This is a genomic window from Streptomyces griseus, assembly GCF_900460065.1.
GTDB lineage: Bacteria > Actinomycetota > Actinomycetes > Streptomycetales > Streptomycetaceae > Streptomyces > Streptomyces griseus.
The window spans coordinates 78,695-92,053 of sequence record NZ_UAVD01000005.1; the positions used below are offsets into that span (position 1 = coordinate 78,695).

At 72.2% G+C, this 13,359-nt stretch carries 12 protein-coding genes; 9 read left to right on the forward strand and 3 right to left on the reverse strand.

All coding sequences use genetic code 11. From position 1 onward, the window contains the following. Positions 1 to 95: 95 nt before the first annotated feature. Positions 96 to 1,268 (forward strand): imidazolonepropionase, encoded by a 1,173-nt coding sequence (gene hutI, locus DTB53_RS02850; RefSeq protein WP_012380626.1) that lies wholly within the window; start codon positions 96 to 98, stop codon positions 1,266 to 1,268. A 139-nt stretch (positions 1,269 to 1,407) separates the two neighbouring features. Here hutI and DTB53_RS02855 read toward each other — a convergent pair whose 3' ends face one another. Next, positions 1,408 to 2,379: an RNA polymerase sigma factor SigF gene (locus DTB53_RS02855; protein ID WP_003968691.1), complete on the reverse strand. Its 972-nt coding sequence runs from the start codon at positions 2,377 to 2,379 to the stop codon at positions 1,408 to 1,410. Between the two features lie 285 nt (positions 2,380 to 2,664). On the opposite strand from DTB53_RS02855, the gene DTB53_RS02860 reads away from it, so the two are divergent. The 6 genes from DTB53_RS02860 to DTB53_RS02885 all read left to right on the forward strand — a co-directional run bounded on the left by DTB53_RS02860 (position 2,665) and on the right by DTB53_RS02885 (position 8,490). Then, entirely contained in the window at positions 2,665 to 3,033 is a 369-nt protein-coding gene (locus tag DTB53_RS02860) for an STAS domain-containing protein (RefSeq protein ID WP_003968692.1), read from the forward strand. Positions 3,034 to 3,235: 202 nt separating this feature from the next. Next, positions 3,236 to 3,727, forward strand: coding sequence for an ATP-binding protein (locus DTB53_RS02865; RefSeq protein ID WP_003968693.1), 492 nt, complete (start codon positions 3,236 to 3,238; stop codon positions 3,725 to 3,727). A gap of 382 nt (positions 3,728 to 4,109) precedes the next feature. Beyond that, entirely contained in the window at positions 4,110 to 4,832 is a 723-nt protein-coding gene (locus tag DTB53_RS02870) for a hypothetical protein (protein ID WP_012380627.1), read from the forward strand. Positions 4,833 to 4,883: 51 nt separating this feature from the next. Next, the gene (locus tag DTB53_RS02875; RefSeq protein WP_012380628.1) at positions 4,884 to 5,963 is read left to right on the forward strand and encodes a COG1470 family protein; all 1,080 of its coding nucleotides are present in this window, start codon (positions 4,884 to 4,886) and stop codon (positions 5,961 to 5,963) included. Continuing rightward, entirely contained in the window at positions 5,960 to 7,096 is a 1,137-nt protein-coding gene (locus DTB53_RS02880) for a hypothetical protein (protein ID WP_012380629.1), read from the forward strand. Before DTB53_RS02875 ends, DTB53_RS02880 begins: the two co-directional genes overlap by 4 nt. A gap of 14 nt (positions 7,097 to 7,110) precedes the next feature. Beyond that, positions 7,111 to 8,490, forward strand: a complete 1,380-nt coding sequence (locus tag DTB53_RS02885) for a hypothetical protein (RefSeq protein ID WP_012380630.1) — start codon at positions 7,111 to 7,113, stop codon at positions 8,488 to 8,490. A gap of 115 nt (positions 8,491 to 8,605) precedes the next feature. Here the strand turns inward: DTB53_RS02885 and DTB53_RS02890 are convergent, their stop codons facing one another. After that, positions 8,606 to 10,105, reverse strand: coding sequence for a peptide MFS transporter (locus DTB53_RS02890; protein WP_003968698.1), 1,500 nt, complete (start codon positions 10,103 to 10,105; stop codon positions 8,606 to 8,608). A gap of 488 nt (positions 10,106 to 10,593) precedes the next feature. On the opposite strand from DTB53_RS02890, the gene DTB53_RS02895 reads away from it, so the two are divergent. Both DTB53_RS02895 and DTB53_RS02900 read left to right on the forward strand, forming a co-directional pair. Next, positions 10,594 to 11,271 carry a response regulator transcription factor gene (locus DTB53_RS02895; protein ID WP_012380631.1) on the forward strand — a complete coding sequence of 226 codons (678 nt, stop codon included), beginning with the start codon at positions 10,594 to 10,596 and terminating at the stop codon, positions 11,269 to 11,271. A 55-nt stretch (positions 11,272 to 11,326) separates the two neighbouring features. Beyond that, complete coding sequence (locus DTB53_RS02900; protein ID WP_003968700.1) at positions 11,327 to 12,592, forward strand: sensor histidine kinase; 1,266 nt, start codon at positions 11,327 to 11,329, stop codon at positions 12,590 to 12,592. Between the two features lie 111 nt (positions 12,593 to 12,703). Here the strand turns inward: DTB53_RS02900 and DTB53_RS02905 are convergent, their stop codons facing one another. Continuing rightward, positions 12,704 to 13,225 carry a GtrA family protein gene (locus DTB53_RS02905; RefSeq protein ID WP_003968701.1) on the reverse strand — a complete coding sequence of 174 codons (522 nt, stop codon included), beginning with the start codon at positions 13,223 to 13,225 and terminating at the stop codon, positions 12,704 to 12,706. Between the last annotated feature and the right edge of the window lie 134 nt (positions 13,226 to 13,359).

The following is a 13,359-nucleotide window of genomic DNA, read 5'->3' on the forward strand; positions in this document are numbered from 1 at the left end:
CGGACACGCCCGGCCCCCCGGGCCGGCCCGGGACCACGGTCAGCACCCCGCCCGCAGAACCGGACCCTCCGGAACGCAAGGAGAACACTCTCCAGATGACGACCACCGCCGTCACCCACATCGCCAGCCTGGTCACCAATGACCCCTCCCTCGGCAACGGGACCCCCCTGGGCCTGATCCAGGACGCGGCCGTCGTCATCGACGGCGACCGCATCGTCTGGACCGGTGAATCCAGCAAAGCACCCGCCACTGACAACGTCCTCGACGCGGCCGGCCGCGCGGTGGTCCCGGGCTTCGTCGACTCCCACTCCCACCTGGTCTTCGCGGGCGACCGCACCCAGGAGTTCAACGCCCGCATGTCCGGGCAGCCCTACCGCGCGGGCGGCATCCGCACCACCGTCGCCGCCACCCGGGCCGCCTCCGACGAGGAGCTCTCCGCCAACGTCGCCCGCTACCTCGCCGAGGCCCTGCGCCAGGGCACCACCACCTTCGAGACCAAGTCCGGCTACGGCCTCACCGTCGAGGACGAGGCCCGCGCCCTGCGCATCGCGGGCCGTCACACCGACGAGGTCACCTACCTCGGCGCCCACATCGTCTCCCCCGACTACGCCGACGATCCCGCCGGATACGTCGACCTGGTCACCGGCCCGATGCTGGAGGCCTGCGCCCCGCACGCCCGCTGGATCGACGTCTTCTGCGAGCAGGGCGCCTTCGACGGCGACCAGGCCCGCGCCATCCTCACGGCGGGCCGCGCCAAGGGGCTGCACCCGCGCATCCACGCCAACCAGCTGACCTACGGGCCCGGTGTCCAGCTCGCCGTCGAACTCGACGCCGCGTCGGCCGACCACTGCACCCACCTCACCGACGCGGACGTCGACGCGCTCGGCCAGGGCGACACGGTGGCCACCCTGCTCCCGGGCGCGGAGTTCTCCACCCGCGCCACCTGGCCGGACGCCCGCCGACTCCTCGACGCGGGAGCCACCGTCGCGCTCTCCACGGACTGCAACCCCGGCTCGTCGTTCACCTCGTCCGTGCCCTTCTGCATCGCGCTGGCCGTACGCGACATGGGGATGACGCCCGACGAGGCGATCTGGTCCGCCACCGCGGGCGGGGCCGCCGCCCTGCGCCGTACCGACATCGGCCGGATCACCCCCGGCGCCCGCGCCGACCTGGTCCTCCTCGACGCCCCGAGCCACGTCCACCTCGCCTACCGCCCGGGCGTCCCACTGGTCAGCGCGGTGTGGCGGAGCGGACAGCGCGTGGTGTGAGGGGCGCCCCCGCCCGGGTGCGGCCGGGGCGCACCCCGGCACGCGGAAGGACCCGCTCCCGGCGATCCGGGGCGGGTCCTTCCGCGTTACGCCCGAGCGGCCCGTGGAGCCCCCTCGGGGGCGGCGGGCCGGGCCGGGGTCACTCCTCCAGGGTCAGACCCTTGCGGAGCTTGGTCAGCGTGCGGGAGAGCAGCCGGGAGACGTGCATCTGCGAGATGTTCAGCTCCTCGCCGATCTCCGACTGGGTCATGTTGCTGACGAAGCGGAGCGAGAGGATCATCCGGTCCCGGGCGGGCAGCGCGGCGATCAGCGGCTTCAGCGACTCGACGTACTCGATGCCTTCGAGGCTGTGGTCCTCGTAGCCGATGCGGTCCGCGAGGGCGCCCTCGCCGTCGTCCTCCTCGGGCTTGGCGTCCAGCGAGCTCGCGGTGTACGCGTTGCTCGCCGACATGCCCTCGACGACCTCCTCCGGGCTGATGCCGAGGCGCTCGGACAGCTCCGCCACGGTGGGCGCGCGGTCCAGCTGCTGGGAGAGCTCGTCGCCGGCCTTCGCCAGGTCCAGCCGCAGCTCCTGGAGCCGCCGCGGTACGCGCACGGACCAGCTGGTGTCACGGAAGAAGCGCTTGATCTCGCCGACGATCGTCGGCATCGCGAACGTGGGGAACTCCACGCCGCGGCTCAGTTCGAACCGGTCGATCGCCTTGATCAGGCCGATGGTGCCGACCTGGACGATGTCCTCCATGGGTTCGCTGCGGGAGCGGAACCGGGCGGCGGCGAACTTGACGAGCGCGAGGTTGAGCTCGACGAGGGTGTTGCGGACGTAGCTGTACTCGTGGGTGCCCTCTTCGAGGCACTCCAGCCGCTCGAAGAGCGTCTTCGACAGGGCCCTGGCGTCCAGAGCGCCCACTTCGGCGTAGGGCGGGATCTCGGGAAGTCCTTCGAGGCCCTCGCCGGCCGCGCCGGAGAAGTCTGAGGTGGTGCGGGTCGTGCTGGTCGTGCCGGTGCGCGGGCCGGGAACGGCGCTCGCGGCGGGGGAGTCGGAATGGGTCGGTCCCTGAGGACATGCCGACGGCGCGTTGTGGGTACGCGCTTCGTCGAGCCGGGGTGACATGGGTCTCCTCCATCGTTCTCGGCATATGGCTGCCGATGCCCATACGTGTGCCTGCGGTGAAGCGGCGCCTCCAAAGCCGGTCGTGTTTCTGGTGTCCCTCTACCCATACCCGGTCCTGGCCAGCAGTGACAAGCGCCAATTGCCGCCATATGTCCGGTTTGTTGAGGTCTCCGACTACCGCGTGGCGAACGGAACGCGTAATGTTCCAGGAACGTCGGCGGTAGCTCTGCATACAGCCGCACAGGCAGTGACGCGCACAGTGACGAACGGCGAAGAGGGACAGGCATGGACCGCGGGACGGTCGGCAGTGCTAACCGGGGTCGACTTCAGGTCGAGGCCCGGACCGAGGGGCGCAGCGAGGTCGTGACGCCGGTGGGTGAGCTCGACCACCACACCGCCGATCTGCTGCGTGAGCCCCTGGAAAGTGCCGTGGAGCAGGGGCGCTCACGCCTGGTGGTCGACTGCTCCCGGCTGGATTTCTGCGATTCCACCGGGCTGAACGTGCTGCTCGGCGCCCGCCTCAAGGCGGAGGCGGTCGGCGGCGGGGTCCATCTGGCCGGAATGCTGCCCGTTGTGGCGAGGGTCTTCGAGATCACCGGCGCCGAGGCGGTTTTCACCGTCCACGCCACGCTCGAAGAGGCCCTGGCCACCTGACCCGGCACGAGCGCGCGACCGCTGACGCCCCCGGTGTCCGGCGTGTCACGCGATCGTGTGCCTCAAGTGGGTGTTGTTGCGACACGGCAGGGCAGGAGACACCCCGGCGGTGCCCCGCAAAGGCCCCGACACACTCGGTAACTGATCACTATCTGTTCGAAGGCGACATGGCGACATGGCGAATCGGTGAGGTGAAGCGCTGATGAGCACCACCCGGCAGCATCCGCCGGGCGACCTCGGTCGCGAGCCGGACGGAGCGGGCGCAGTCCCGCCCGACCCGGCCGGGCGGCAGTGGCGCACCCTCTCACTCGCGCAGGCCAGCGGCATCGTGCCGACTGCTCGTGACTTCGCCCGGCAGGCGCTGCACGACTGGGGCTGGCTCCCGGCGTCCACCGCGGACCGCAGAGCCGCGGCCGAGGACGTCCTGCTGGTCGTCTCCGAGCTGGTGACGAACGCCTGCCTGCACGCGGAGGGTCCCGAGGAGCTCCGGATCGGCCACACCCCCAAGGTGCTGCGGGTGGAGGTCGTCGACCGGGGGGCGGGCCAGCCCGCACCCCGTACGCCGCACCGCGCCGGCCGGCCCGGCGGGCACGGCATGTTCATCGTCCAGCGCCTCTGCCTCGACTGGGGTGTCCTGCGCACCCCGGACGCCCCCGGCAAGACCGTCTGGGCGGAGCTCGCCGCCCCCGCGTAGGCCCTGTCGTCAACCTGCCGCCTGCCCTGCGGGGCCGCCCTTCGGGCGACGACGGCGGTCTGACGGCAGAACCTGGGCCGTGACCGCGCAGTCTCGTCCGGCCCGACGGGCGGCCGACGATGCTTCGCGGGCGCTGCCTGGCGCGCCCGCCGCCGGCCCTCCTCGCCCGGCCCCTCATCCGTACGCCTCAGGAGTGCGCCGGGCGGGCGTCTCGGGGGCGTCCCCACCCGCACCGACAGGAGCGCGCCGGATCGGCGCGCTCTTTGTCTTCCCTCCATCAGGCCCCGGGCGTACCTTGAGCGCCCAATCTGATGTGCCGTCAGTAATGAGCGCCCGTACGGGTCGTGGCGCGCGGCGGCGTCCGGCATGAGGGGAACACGAGGTGTCGAACCAGAAGCGGACCACTCTCGCGCTGGCGGCTGCGCTGGCGGGCTCGGTCGTGGTGGCGGGCGCGCCCGCCGCCCACGCCGAGGTCGTGGACGTCAACTACCAGTGCGTGACGCCCATCGGGCCCAAAGGGGCGGTCTCGCCCATCGACATCAAGAGCGTCGAGAGCGGCGACGGCCACAAGCTCACCATGTCCTTCCGAAAGGGCGTCTCCTCCAGCCCGGTCGAGCTGGGCAAAGGGGCCATGAACCCCAGCGCCGTGATCGAGCTGGGCGGCGCGGAGCAGGGGAAGGTCCAGGTCACCGGCCCGGCGAACAACGAGGCGATCCCCGCCAACACACCGATCAAGATCAGCGACCTGTCGGGGACGTACACCCCGAAGAAGAGCGGCAAGGTCACCTTCACCGCCGGGGTCCTCACCATCAAGGCCCTCGGCACGACCACCACCTGCACCCCCAAGAACAACCCCGGACCCTCCCTCGAACTCGACGTCCAAGCGGCGGGCGGTTCATCGGACGGCGGCTCCACCGACGGCGGTTCGCCGGGCGGCGCGGCCACCGGCGGCTCGACCGGCGGCGCCTCGGGAGGCGGTGAGCTGCCCCGCACCGGCCCGCTGGACTCGGCGGCGGCGCTCGGCACGCTCGGCGGCACCGTGCTGCTGAGCGGGGCGGCCGGAGTGCTCTGGCTGACCCGGCGAGGACAGCGCTCCGCTGGCTGAGACCGGCCCGGTCCAGCGCAGCATCGCCGCCGGCAGGCAGAGGAGCCGCCCATGTCGCCACCCACTCCGCGCCTCCGCCGGGCGCTGCTCGTCCTCACGGCGGTGCTCGCCGCGCAGCTGTGCGTGCTCACACCGCTCCCGGCCGCCGCCGCTCGGGCCGCCGCGGACGCTCCGGCCGACACCGCCCGGGCCGACACCGACACCGCCGCGGACGGCCCGGCGGGCTGGACGGCCAGGCCCGCCGGACCGGGCGCGGGCCGGGACGCCCGGCCGTACCTCTATCTGGAGGGCACTCCCGGCCAGGCCCTCCAGGACCGTCTCGCGGTGACCAACTCCGGCCGGGCCCCGCTGACCGTACGACTGCGGGGCGACGGCCGGGCCGGGGCCTGGATCGGCTTCGCCGCGGACTCCGTCACCGTCCCGGCCCGGACCCGAGCCGAGGTGCCGCTCGCCCTCACGGTGCCGCCCGACGCGGTGCCCGGCGACGCTTCCGGGGAGGTGGTGGCCGCCGACGGGGACGAGGAGATCCGGGTGCCGGTCCGGGTCCGGATCGGCGGTCCGACGCTGGCGGCGCTCACCGTCGAGGACGTCGAGATTTCCGGCGGGACCATCCGCTACGCCCTGGTCAACCGGGGCAACGCGGTGCTGGAGCCCCGGCTCGCGGTACGCGCCGAGGGAATGTTCGGCACGCTGCTGGACCGCCCGGAGCGGCCCCTGCCGCTGGAGCTGGCCCCCGGCCGACGGGTGGAGCGGACCGAACCCTGGCCCGACGCCCCGGCCCTGGACGCGGTCACCGTACGGCTGCGGGTCACCGCCCCCGGGGGCGCCCGGGACGAGGCCGAGGCCTCCGCGACGTACGTACCGGTGGCCCCGGCCGTCGGCGGCGGGCTGCTGGTCCTCGGCGGCCTGGCCCTGCTCGGCTCCGGCGCGTTCCGGCGGCGACGTGCCCGGCGGGGCGACCCCGAACCGCCGGGCGCGGAGACAGGCCGAGCGGAACCGCCGGGCGCGGAGACGGGGGGCACCGGCACGGAACCGCCGGGCGCCGACTCGGCGGACGACGGGCAACCGACCACAGAGACGAGGCCCTTGGTGAAGACGGGACCCCTGGTGAAGTCGGGAGCGGGATCGTGACGCGGCAGCCCGGCCCCCGAGCCCCCCGGCGCAGCGCGCCGCCCGTCCTCCTGTTCCTGGCCGCCCTCCTGGCGCTCCTGCCGGCCCTGTCCGTCCTGGCTCCCCAGGGCGCGCGGGCGGCCGACGGCGACCCCACCGTGAGCCTGTCCAAGAAGGAGGCGGGCAAGGGCGGAGAGATCACCGTCAGCGGCAGCGGCTGGCGCGCCGAGGCGCTGCTGATGCTGCTGATCTGCGGTCAGTCCACGCCGGAGCGCGGCGTGATCGGCGGCACCAACGCCTGTGCCAACGCCGACGGCCGCGCCGTCACGACCGACGAGAAGGGCGCCTTCAGCAAGAAGCTGCCGGTCACCGAACCGCCGAAGCCGTGCCCCTGTGTGGTGCACGTCGCCACGGTGACCGGCGAACAGGCGCTGGCCGACGCGGTGTTCACGGTGGCGGGCCACCCCACCGCGGACCTGCCGGAGCAGACCGGCGGCGGAAGGCTCGCGGTGCTGGCCACCACCCGCCTGGAGGGAGACAGCTCCCTGCTCACCTGGTTCGGAGCCCCGCCGGCCCGCAGGCTCGTCTTCACCGTGGGCAATCTCGGGTCCGCGCCCGTCAAGGACCCCGTCTTCGAGATCGGCACCGCGCACGGCGTCTACGCGCCGCAGTGGGAGGAACGCCAGTGGCGCGGCACGGTCGCCCCCGGCGCCAAGGCCCGGATCAAGCTGCCCCTCGAACTGTCCGCGGGCGCGCACGGCGACTACCAGGTCTCCCTGCGGTACGGGCGGAAAGTGCTGGCCGAGCAGCCGTGGGGGGTCGCCCGCCCCTGGGGCGTCACGGTCTTCTGGGTGCTGCTCTGCCTGGTCGTACCGGCAGCCGTCTTCCGTATCGGCATGGCGGTCGTGGACAAGGTCCGGCCGCGTCCCGCCGGCGCGCACCGTACGCGTACGCCGGCCGCGCGACACAGGCCGGAGCGGCGCGGGCGCACGGGCGTGGGCCGGGACGCGGCCACGGCCCCGGGCGCGACCACTGGAGCGACCACGAGCGCCGCCACGACTCCCGATGCGACCACGGCCGTGCTGCCGTGGTTCACCCCGGATTCCGCACCGTCCGAGAACCGATCCCGACCCACGACGAAGGGACAAGCGTGAGCACGCAACGGAGGATGAGCGCGGCCGGAGTCGCGCTGATGCTCGGCGGCGCGGGCATCCTGATGGCCGCGAGTCCGGCCCAGGCCGCCGAGGTCAGTTACGCGACGGAGTGCGTTCCGCCGCCGATCTCGGGACTGCCCGCGGTGCAGGGCACCACGAAGGTGGAGCTGACCGCTCCGGCCGAGGCGAAGGTGGGCGACGAGATCGAGGTCGTCTGGAAGACGGTGGCGGCCGCGTCCAAGAACCCGGACGTGCTGGACCTGGGCGCGGACACGGTCAAGCCGACCGGGACGATCACCCTGGGCGGTTCGGCGAGCGGCGAACTGAAGCTGGAGGGCCCCCGGCAGAACCCGCCGATTCCCAAGAACAGCCCGATGGTGCTGCCCGACATGAAGGGCACGCTGAAGCTGGAGAAGGCCGGGGAGATCACCCTGACGCCGGGCGCGTACAACATCAACGTGTCCAAGCCGATCTCCACGGACACCAAGTGCGCGCCGAAGGAGGAGGTGAAGGCGGGCGCCACGATCAAGGTCACCGAGGGCGGCGGCTCCACCACGGGCGGCACGACGTCCGGCGGCACGGACGCCGGAGGCGCCACGTCGGGCGGCGGTGACACCGGAGGCACCACGTCCGGCGGCACGGACTCCGGCGGTACGACGTCGGGCGGCTCGGACGGCGGTGCGGACGCCGGAGGCGCCTCGTCCGGCGGCGGCACCGGCGGCGGGGGCGGGGAGACCGACTTCCCCGGCAAGGAGGTCTCCGTCGCCTACGCGTGCAAGACCCCGATCGGGGACAAGAACGCCACGTCGCCGGTCCGGATCAGCGCCAAGAAGAGCGGCGGCGACTACGGCCTCACGGTGGAGTTCAGCACGTCCGTGATGGACAGCCCGATCGACATTCCGGCGGGCCAGGTGAAGCCGTCCATGGACGTCAGGCTCGGCGGGGCGGACAAGGGCACGGTCAAGGTCGAGGGGCCGGTGAACAAGGAGGTCATCAAGACCGGCGCCCCGATCGAGATCCCCGACCTCACCGGCACGTACAAGCCCGGCGCGAGCGGCAAGTCCACGCTCAGCCCCGGCGTCCTCACCGTGATGGCCGCCGGTACGACGACGACCTGCACCCCGCCCGCGGGCGTGGCGGTCTCCCTGGAGCTGGACACCTCCGCCCAGCCGGGCGGCGCGTCCGGCGGCGGCAGCGGGAGCGGCGGCGCGGCGGGCTCCGGCGGAGCCGCGGCGTCCGGCGGCGGCACGGACTCCGGCGGCGGCCTGGCCGCCACCGGGGCCGAGGACGACGGTGCGCTCAGGGCGCTCGGCCTGGTCGCCGGCACGGCGATCCTGCTGGGCGGCGCGGTGTTCACGTTCACCCCGTGGCGGAGGCTGCGCGGCACCCGCTGAGCCGGTACCGCTCGGAGCGCACCGCTGAGCCGGTACCGCTCGGACCGAACGACAGCGGGTCCGCACGAAGTGATCGTGCGGACCCGCTGTCGGACCCCGGAAGGGACCGGAACTGCTACTTGACGTCGCCCATGAGCGCGCGGATCTTGCGTCCGGCCACTATGAAGGCGATGCCCGCCGCGACGGCCACGACCGCCTGCAACGTGTAGTACGCGGCGTCGCCGAGCGGGGCGTTGAGCTTCGTGGTCCAGCCGTTCAGGGCGTTGCCCGTCGACGTGGCCAGGAACCACAGGCCCATGATCTGGCCGATGAACATCTTGGGCGCCAGCTTCGTGGACAGCGACAGGCCGACCGGGGAGAGGCACATCTCACCCATGGTCTGCGCCAGGTAGACGGCGAGCAGCCAGAAGACGGTGACCTTGCCGGTCTCGCTGTTCGCGGCGGCCGCGCCCGCCAGGCCCATGATGCCGAAGGAACCGCCGATGAGGAGCATCGCCAGCGCGAACTTCATCGGGGTGCTGGGCTCCCGGTTGCGCGTGGCCAGCTTGACCCAGAGCCCGGCGAAGATCGGGGCCAGGATGATGACCATGGCGGGGTTGACCGACTGGAGCCAGGAGGCCGGGAACTCCCAGCCGCCGATGAAGCGGTCCGTCTTGTTGTCCGCGAAGATCGTCAGCAGCGAACCGGACTGGTCGTAGATCATCCAGAAGAGCACGGCCGTGATGAAGAACCACACGTACGCCTTGATCTTCGGCCGGTCCTCCTGGGTCAGCGCCGGGTTCCGGAAGATCGAGACGAAGTACACGATCGGCACGACGACGCCGAGGACGGCCAGGACGTTGACGATGTGCTCGATGTCGTACGTGCCGAGCGCCAGGTCGATCAGCAGTGCGGCGACCGCGACGCCGGACCACAGGCCGACCTTGCGCAGCATCTGCCGCCGCTCCTCGGGCGAGGCGGGCTTCGCGGGCAGCTTGCCGACGTCGCCGAGGTGCTTGGAGCCCAGCGCGTACTGGATGACCGCGAAGGTCATACCGACACCGGCGACACCGAAGCCGAGGTGCCAGTTGACGTTCTCGCCGAGGTAGCCGACCAGCAGCGGGGCGGCGAGCCCACCGATGTTGATCGCCATGTAGAAGAGGGTGAACCCGGCGTCACGGCGGGAGCTGGGCTGGCCCTCGTAGAGAGCGCCCACCATCGCCGAGATGTTCGGCTTCAGCAGACCCGTACCGGCCGCGATCAGCGCCAGACCGATGAAGAACGCGATGTCACTCGGAAGGGCCAGGGTGAAGTGGCCCAGCGCGATGACGATGCCGCCGACCAGAACGGCCTTGCGGGCGCCCCAGAGGCGGTCGGCGACCCAGCCGCCGGGCATCGCGGCCATGTAGACGACGGCGTTGTAGACACCGTAGATGGAGGCGGCGAGCGCCTCCCGGCCCTCGAGGGGGCCGTCGAGCACAGCGGCCACCAAGTACAGGGTGAGGATGGCGCGCATCCCGTACCAGGAGAAGCGTTCCCACATCTCCGTCATGAACAGGGTGGCCATACCGCGGGGGTGGCCGAAGAAGGTCTTCTCGCCGGAATTCGGCGAGTCCTTCGTCAGGCTGGACGCCATGGTCGATCCTTGCTGGTCGGGACGCGACGCCTCGTGAGCTGTACGCGCCCGGTGGGGGGCAGCCGGCACCGGCGCGGCGTACCCCGCCCCCACGCCTGAGGGGGGACGTGCTCCGTGCGGCCGGACTCCTGACGGAGGTGCGGCGGCGGAGCGGGGAGAAACCGCGTCGGGATCCACGCCCGTCGCGCGTCCTCGCACTCCGGGCCCGGCTCACAGGTCGTTCACTCAGGAGCCGGCGGGAACCGGCCCCGCACACAAAAGAGACCCTTGGCGCTCATGGCTGCCCAAAGGTCCTTGAGTAGTGCAACAGGCGTTGGGACACCATACGACACGACACGGCGGGATATGAAAGGACTTGAGACATGGATCACAGGTCCCGGTGGAACCACACTCCCCTATTCAAAGGCCCCCGTCCGCTTTATGGCGCTGACCCGCAGGTGGCGTCGTGGGCCTCACCTCGGACCCTCCGTCCGGACTACCATCAGTCCATGACCCGTGTACTGCTCGCCGAGGACGACGCATCCATCTCGGAGCCACTGGCCCGCGCACTGCGTCGGGAGGGTTACGAGGTCGAGGTCCGCCAGGACGGTCCGACCGCGCTCGACGCCGGACTCCAGGGCGGCATCGACCTGGTCGTCCTCGACCTGGGGCTGCCCGGGATGGACGGTCTCGAAGTCGCCCGCAGGCTCCGGGCCGGCGGCCACACCATCCCGATCCTGGTGCTGACGGCCCGCGCCGACGAGGTCGACACGGTCGTCGGCCTGGACGCGGGCGCCGACGACTACGTCACCAAGCCGTTCCGGCTCGCCGAGCTCCTCGCCCGGGTCCGCGCCCTGCTGCGCCGCGGGGCCTCCGAGCCCGTCGCGCAGCCCGCCACCCACGGGGTCAGGATCGACGTCGAGTCGCACCGCGCCTGGATGGGCGAGGAGGAACTCCAGCTCACCGCGAAGGAGTTCGACCTCCTGCGGGTCCTGGTCCGGGACGCCGGCCGGGTCGTCACCCGCGACCAGCTGATGCGTGAGGTCTGGGACACCACCTGGTGGTCGTCCACCAAGACCCTCGACATGCACATCTCCTGGCTCCGCAAGAAGCTCGGCGACGACGCCGCCAATCCGCGCTACATCGCCACCGTCCGGGGCGTCGGCTTCCGGTTCGAGAAGAGCTGACGTACGAAGCACCCATGCACCCTGAGAACGGCCCCCGCGGCCCCCTGAGGCCGGTATGCGCCGCCGGCTGATCAGCTCCACGCTCGCCGTGGTGCTCGTCGTCATCGCCGTCTTCGGCGTCTCCCTGGTGATCGTCGAGACGCGCACCATCAGCGCCAGCGCCCAGGAGAGCGTCGAGTCCGAGGCGCTCCGGCTGATCAGCGTGGTCGACAGCCGGCTGCTGGGCGCGGAGCGGATCAACCCCGGGGTGCTGGCCGAGCAGATCGACCCCAAGCGGTACGCCCTGGTCGAGATCCCCGGCCGCGAGCCCATCGCCGTCGGCGAACGCCCCGTCGGCAGCGTCCTGCGCGCCATCGAGACCGGCGAGCAGGGCGAGACCGTCACCGTCGAGGAGTCCCGTTCGGCCGTCACCCGCGAGGTCGGGCGCACGCTCCTGATCATCGGTGCGGTGGCGCTGCTGGCGATCGTCTCGGCCGTGCTGCTCGCCGTGCGCCAGGCGAACCGGCTGGCCTCCCCGCTCACCGACCTCGCCGAGACGGCGGAGCGCCTCGGCTCCGGGGACCCCCGCCCGCGCCACAAGCGGTACGGGGTGCCCGAGCTGGACCGGGTCGCCGATGTCCTGGACTCCTCGGCCGAGCGGATCGCCCGGATGCTGACCGCCGAACGCCGGCTCGCCGCGGACGCCTCGCACCAGCTGCGGACGCCGCTGACCGCCCTCTCCATGCGGATCGAGGAGATCTCCGTCACCGACGACCCCGACACGGTGAAGGAGGAGGCGAACATCGCCCTCACCCAGGTCGAGCGCCTCACCGACGTCGTGGAGCGGCTCCTGACGAACTCCCGCGACCCGCGCACCGGCTCCGCCGTCGTCTTCGACCTCGACGAGATCGTCAAGCAGCAGATCGAGGAGTGGCGGCCCGCCTACCGCAGCGCCGGCCGGGCGCTGGTCTGCTCCGGCAAGCACGGGCTGAAGGCCGTCGGCACCCCGGGCGCGGTGGCCCAGGTCCTGGCGGCCCTGATCGAGAACTCCCTCATGCACGGCGGCGGCACCGTCGCCCTGCGCACCCGGGTCACCGGCAACCAGGCGGTCATCGAGGTCACCGACGAGGGCCCGGGCGTCCCCGCCGAACTGGGGGCGCGGATCTTCGAGCGGACCATCAGCGGGCGCAACTCCACCGGCATCGGCCTGGCCGTCGCCCGCGACCTCGCGGAGGCGGACGGCGGCCGGCTGGAACTGCTCCAGCAGCACCCGGCGGTCTTCGCGCTCTTCCTCAGCCGGGTTCCGGTCGACCGGAAGACCCCCGAGCGCCCGGTGCGCTGAACGACGACGGGCCCGCGCCGGACGCGCTCCCGTACGGGCACGACCGGCCGGTTCCGTCCGGGCCGCGGTCGGTTCGGGCGCCGGAGCGGTTCCCGTACGGCCGGGCCGCGGTCAGTTCCGTACGGGGTCGGGCGTCACCCGTTCCTCCGCCGGCCTGCGCTGTTCCAGAAACCGTTCCGCGTTCAGCACGGCCTCCTTGGCGGGCAGGGTCTTGAAGACCCAGGTCCGGTAGGACCAGAAGCGGAACAGAGTGGCGACCCCGATGCCGACGATCTTGAAGACGTTGCTCTGCACCGGGGTGTTCCAGCCGAAGCCGTACGTCGCCAGGTACAGCACACCGGTCTCGATCACCGCGCCCGCCGCGCTGAACAGCAGGAAGAGGGCCAGCTCACGGGTCCGGCCGGTCTTGTCGCGGTCCCGGTAGGTCCAGTAGCGGAACCCCACGTAGTTGAAGAGGATCGCCACGAACGTCGCGATCACGCTTGCCCGGACCACCTGGAGGTCCGTGGTGTGCCGCAGCAGGTTGAAGACCGCGATGTTGACCAGCAGGCCGAAAGCGCCGACCGCGCCGAACTTGGCGACCTCCCGGGCCAGCAGCTCAAGCCGGGTCCGCAGTGCGCCCCGTTCGCTCATGGTGATCGCTGGCCCCGTCCGTCGGAAGGCGTCTGGAAGACGTGTCGACGCAACCACGTCAACTCCGCCATGCTAACCAGCCCACCCGTGTGACGCCCGTGAGTCCGCAGGGGTCGTGACCGTACGGCATCCGT

Coding starts and splice junctions, on each gene's coding strand:
- DTB53_RS02890 (WP_003968698.1), bottom strand. CDS start 10,105: ATGGCGTCCAGCCTGACGAAGGACTCGCCGAATTCCGGCGAGAAGACC.
- DTB53_RS02855 (WP_003968691.1), bottom strand. CDS start 2,379: ATGTCACCCCGGCTCGACGAAGCGCGTACCCACAACGCGCCGTCGGCA.
- DTB53_RS02865 (WP_003968693.1), top strand. CDS start 3,236: ATGAGCACCACCCGGCAGCATCCGCCGGGCGACCTCGGTCGCGAGCCG.
- hutI (WP_012380626.1), top strand. CDS start 96: ATGACGACCACCGCCGTCACCCACATCGCCAGCCTGGTCACCAATGAC.
- DTB53_RS02900 (WP_003968700.1), top strand. CDS start 11,327: ATGCGCCGCCGGCTGATCAGCTCCACGCTCGCCGTGGTGCTCGTCGTC.
- DTB53_RS02895 (WP_012380631.1), top strand. CDS start 10,594: ATGACCCGTGTACTGCTCGCCGAGGACGACGCATCCATCTCGGAGCCA.
- DTB53_RS02860 (WP_003968692.1), top strand. CDS start 2,665: ATGGACCGCGGGACGGTCGGCAGTGCTAACCGGGGTCGACTTCAGGTC.
- DTB53_RS02885 (WP_012380630.1), top strand. CDS start 7,111: ATGAGCGCGGCCGGAGTCGCGCTGATGCTCGGCGGCGCGGGCATCCTG.
- DTB53_RS02905 (WP_003968701.1), bottom strand. CDS start 13,225: ATGAGCGAACGGGGCGCACTGCGGACCCGGCTTGAGCTGCTGGCCCGG.
- DTB53_RS02875 (WP_012380628.1), top strand. CDS start 4,884: ATGTCGCCACCCACTCCGCGCCTCCGCCGGGCGCTGCTCGTCCTCACG.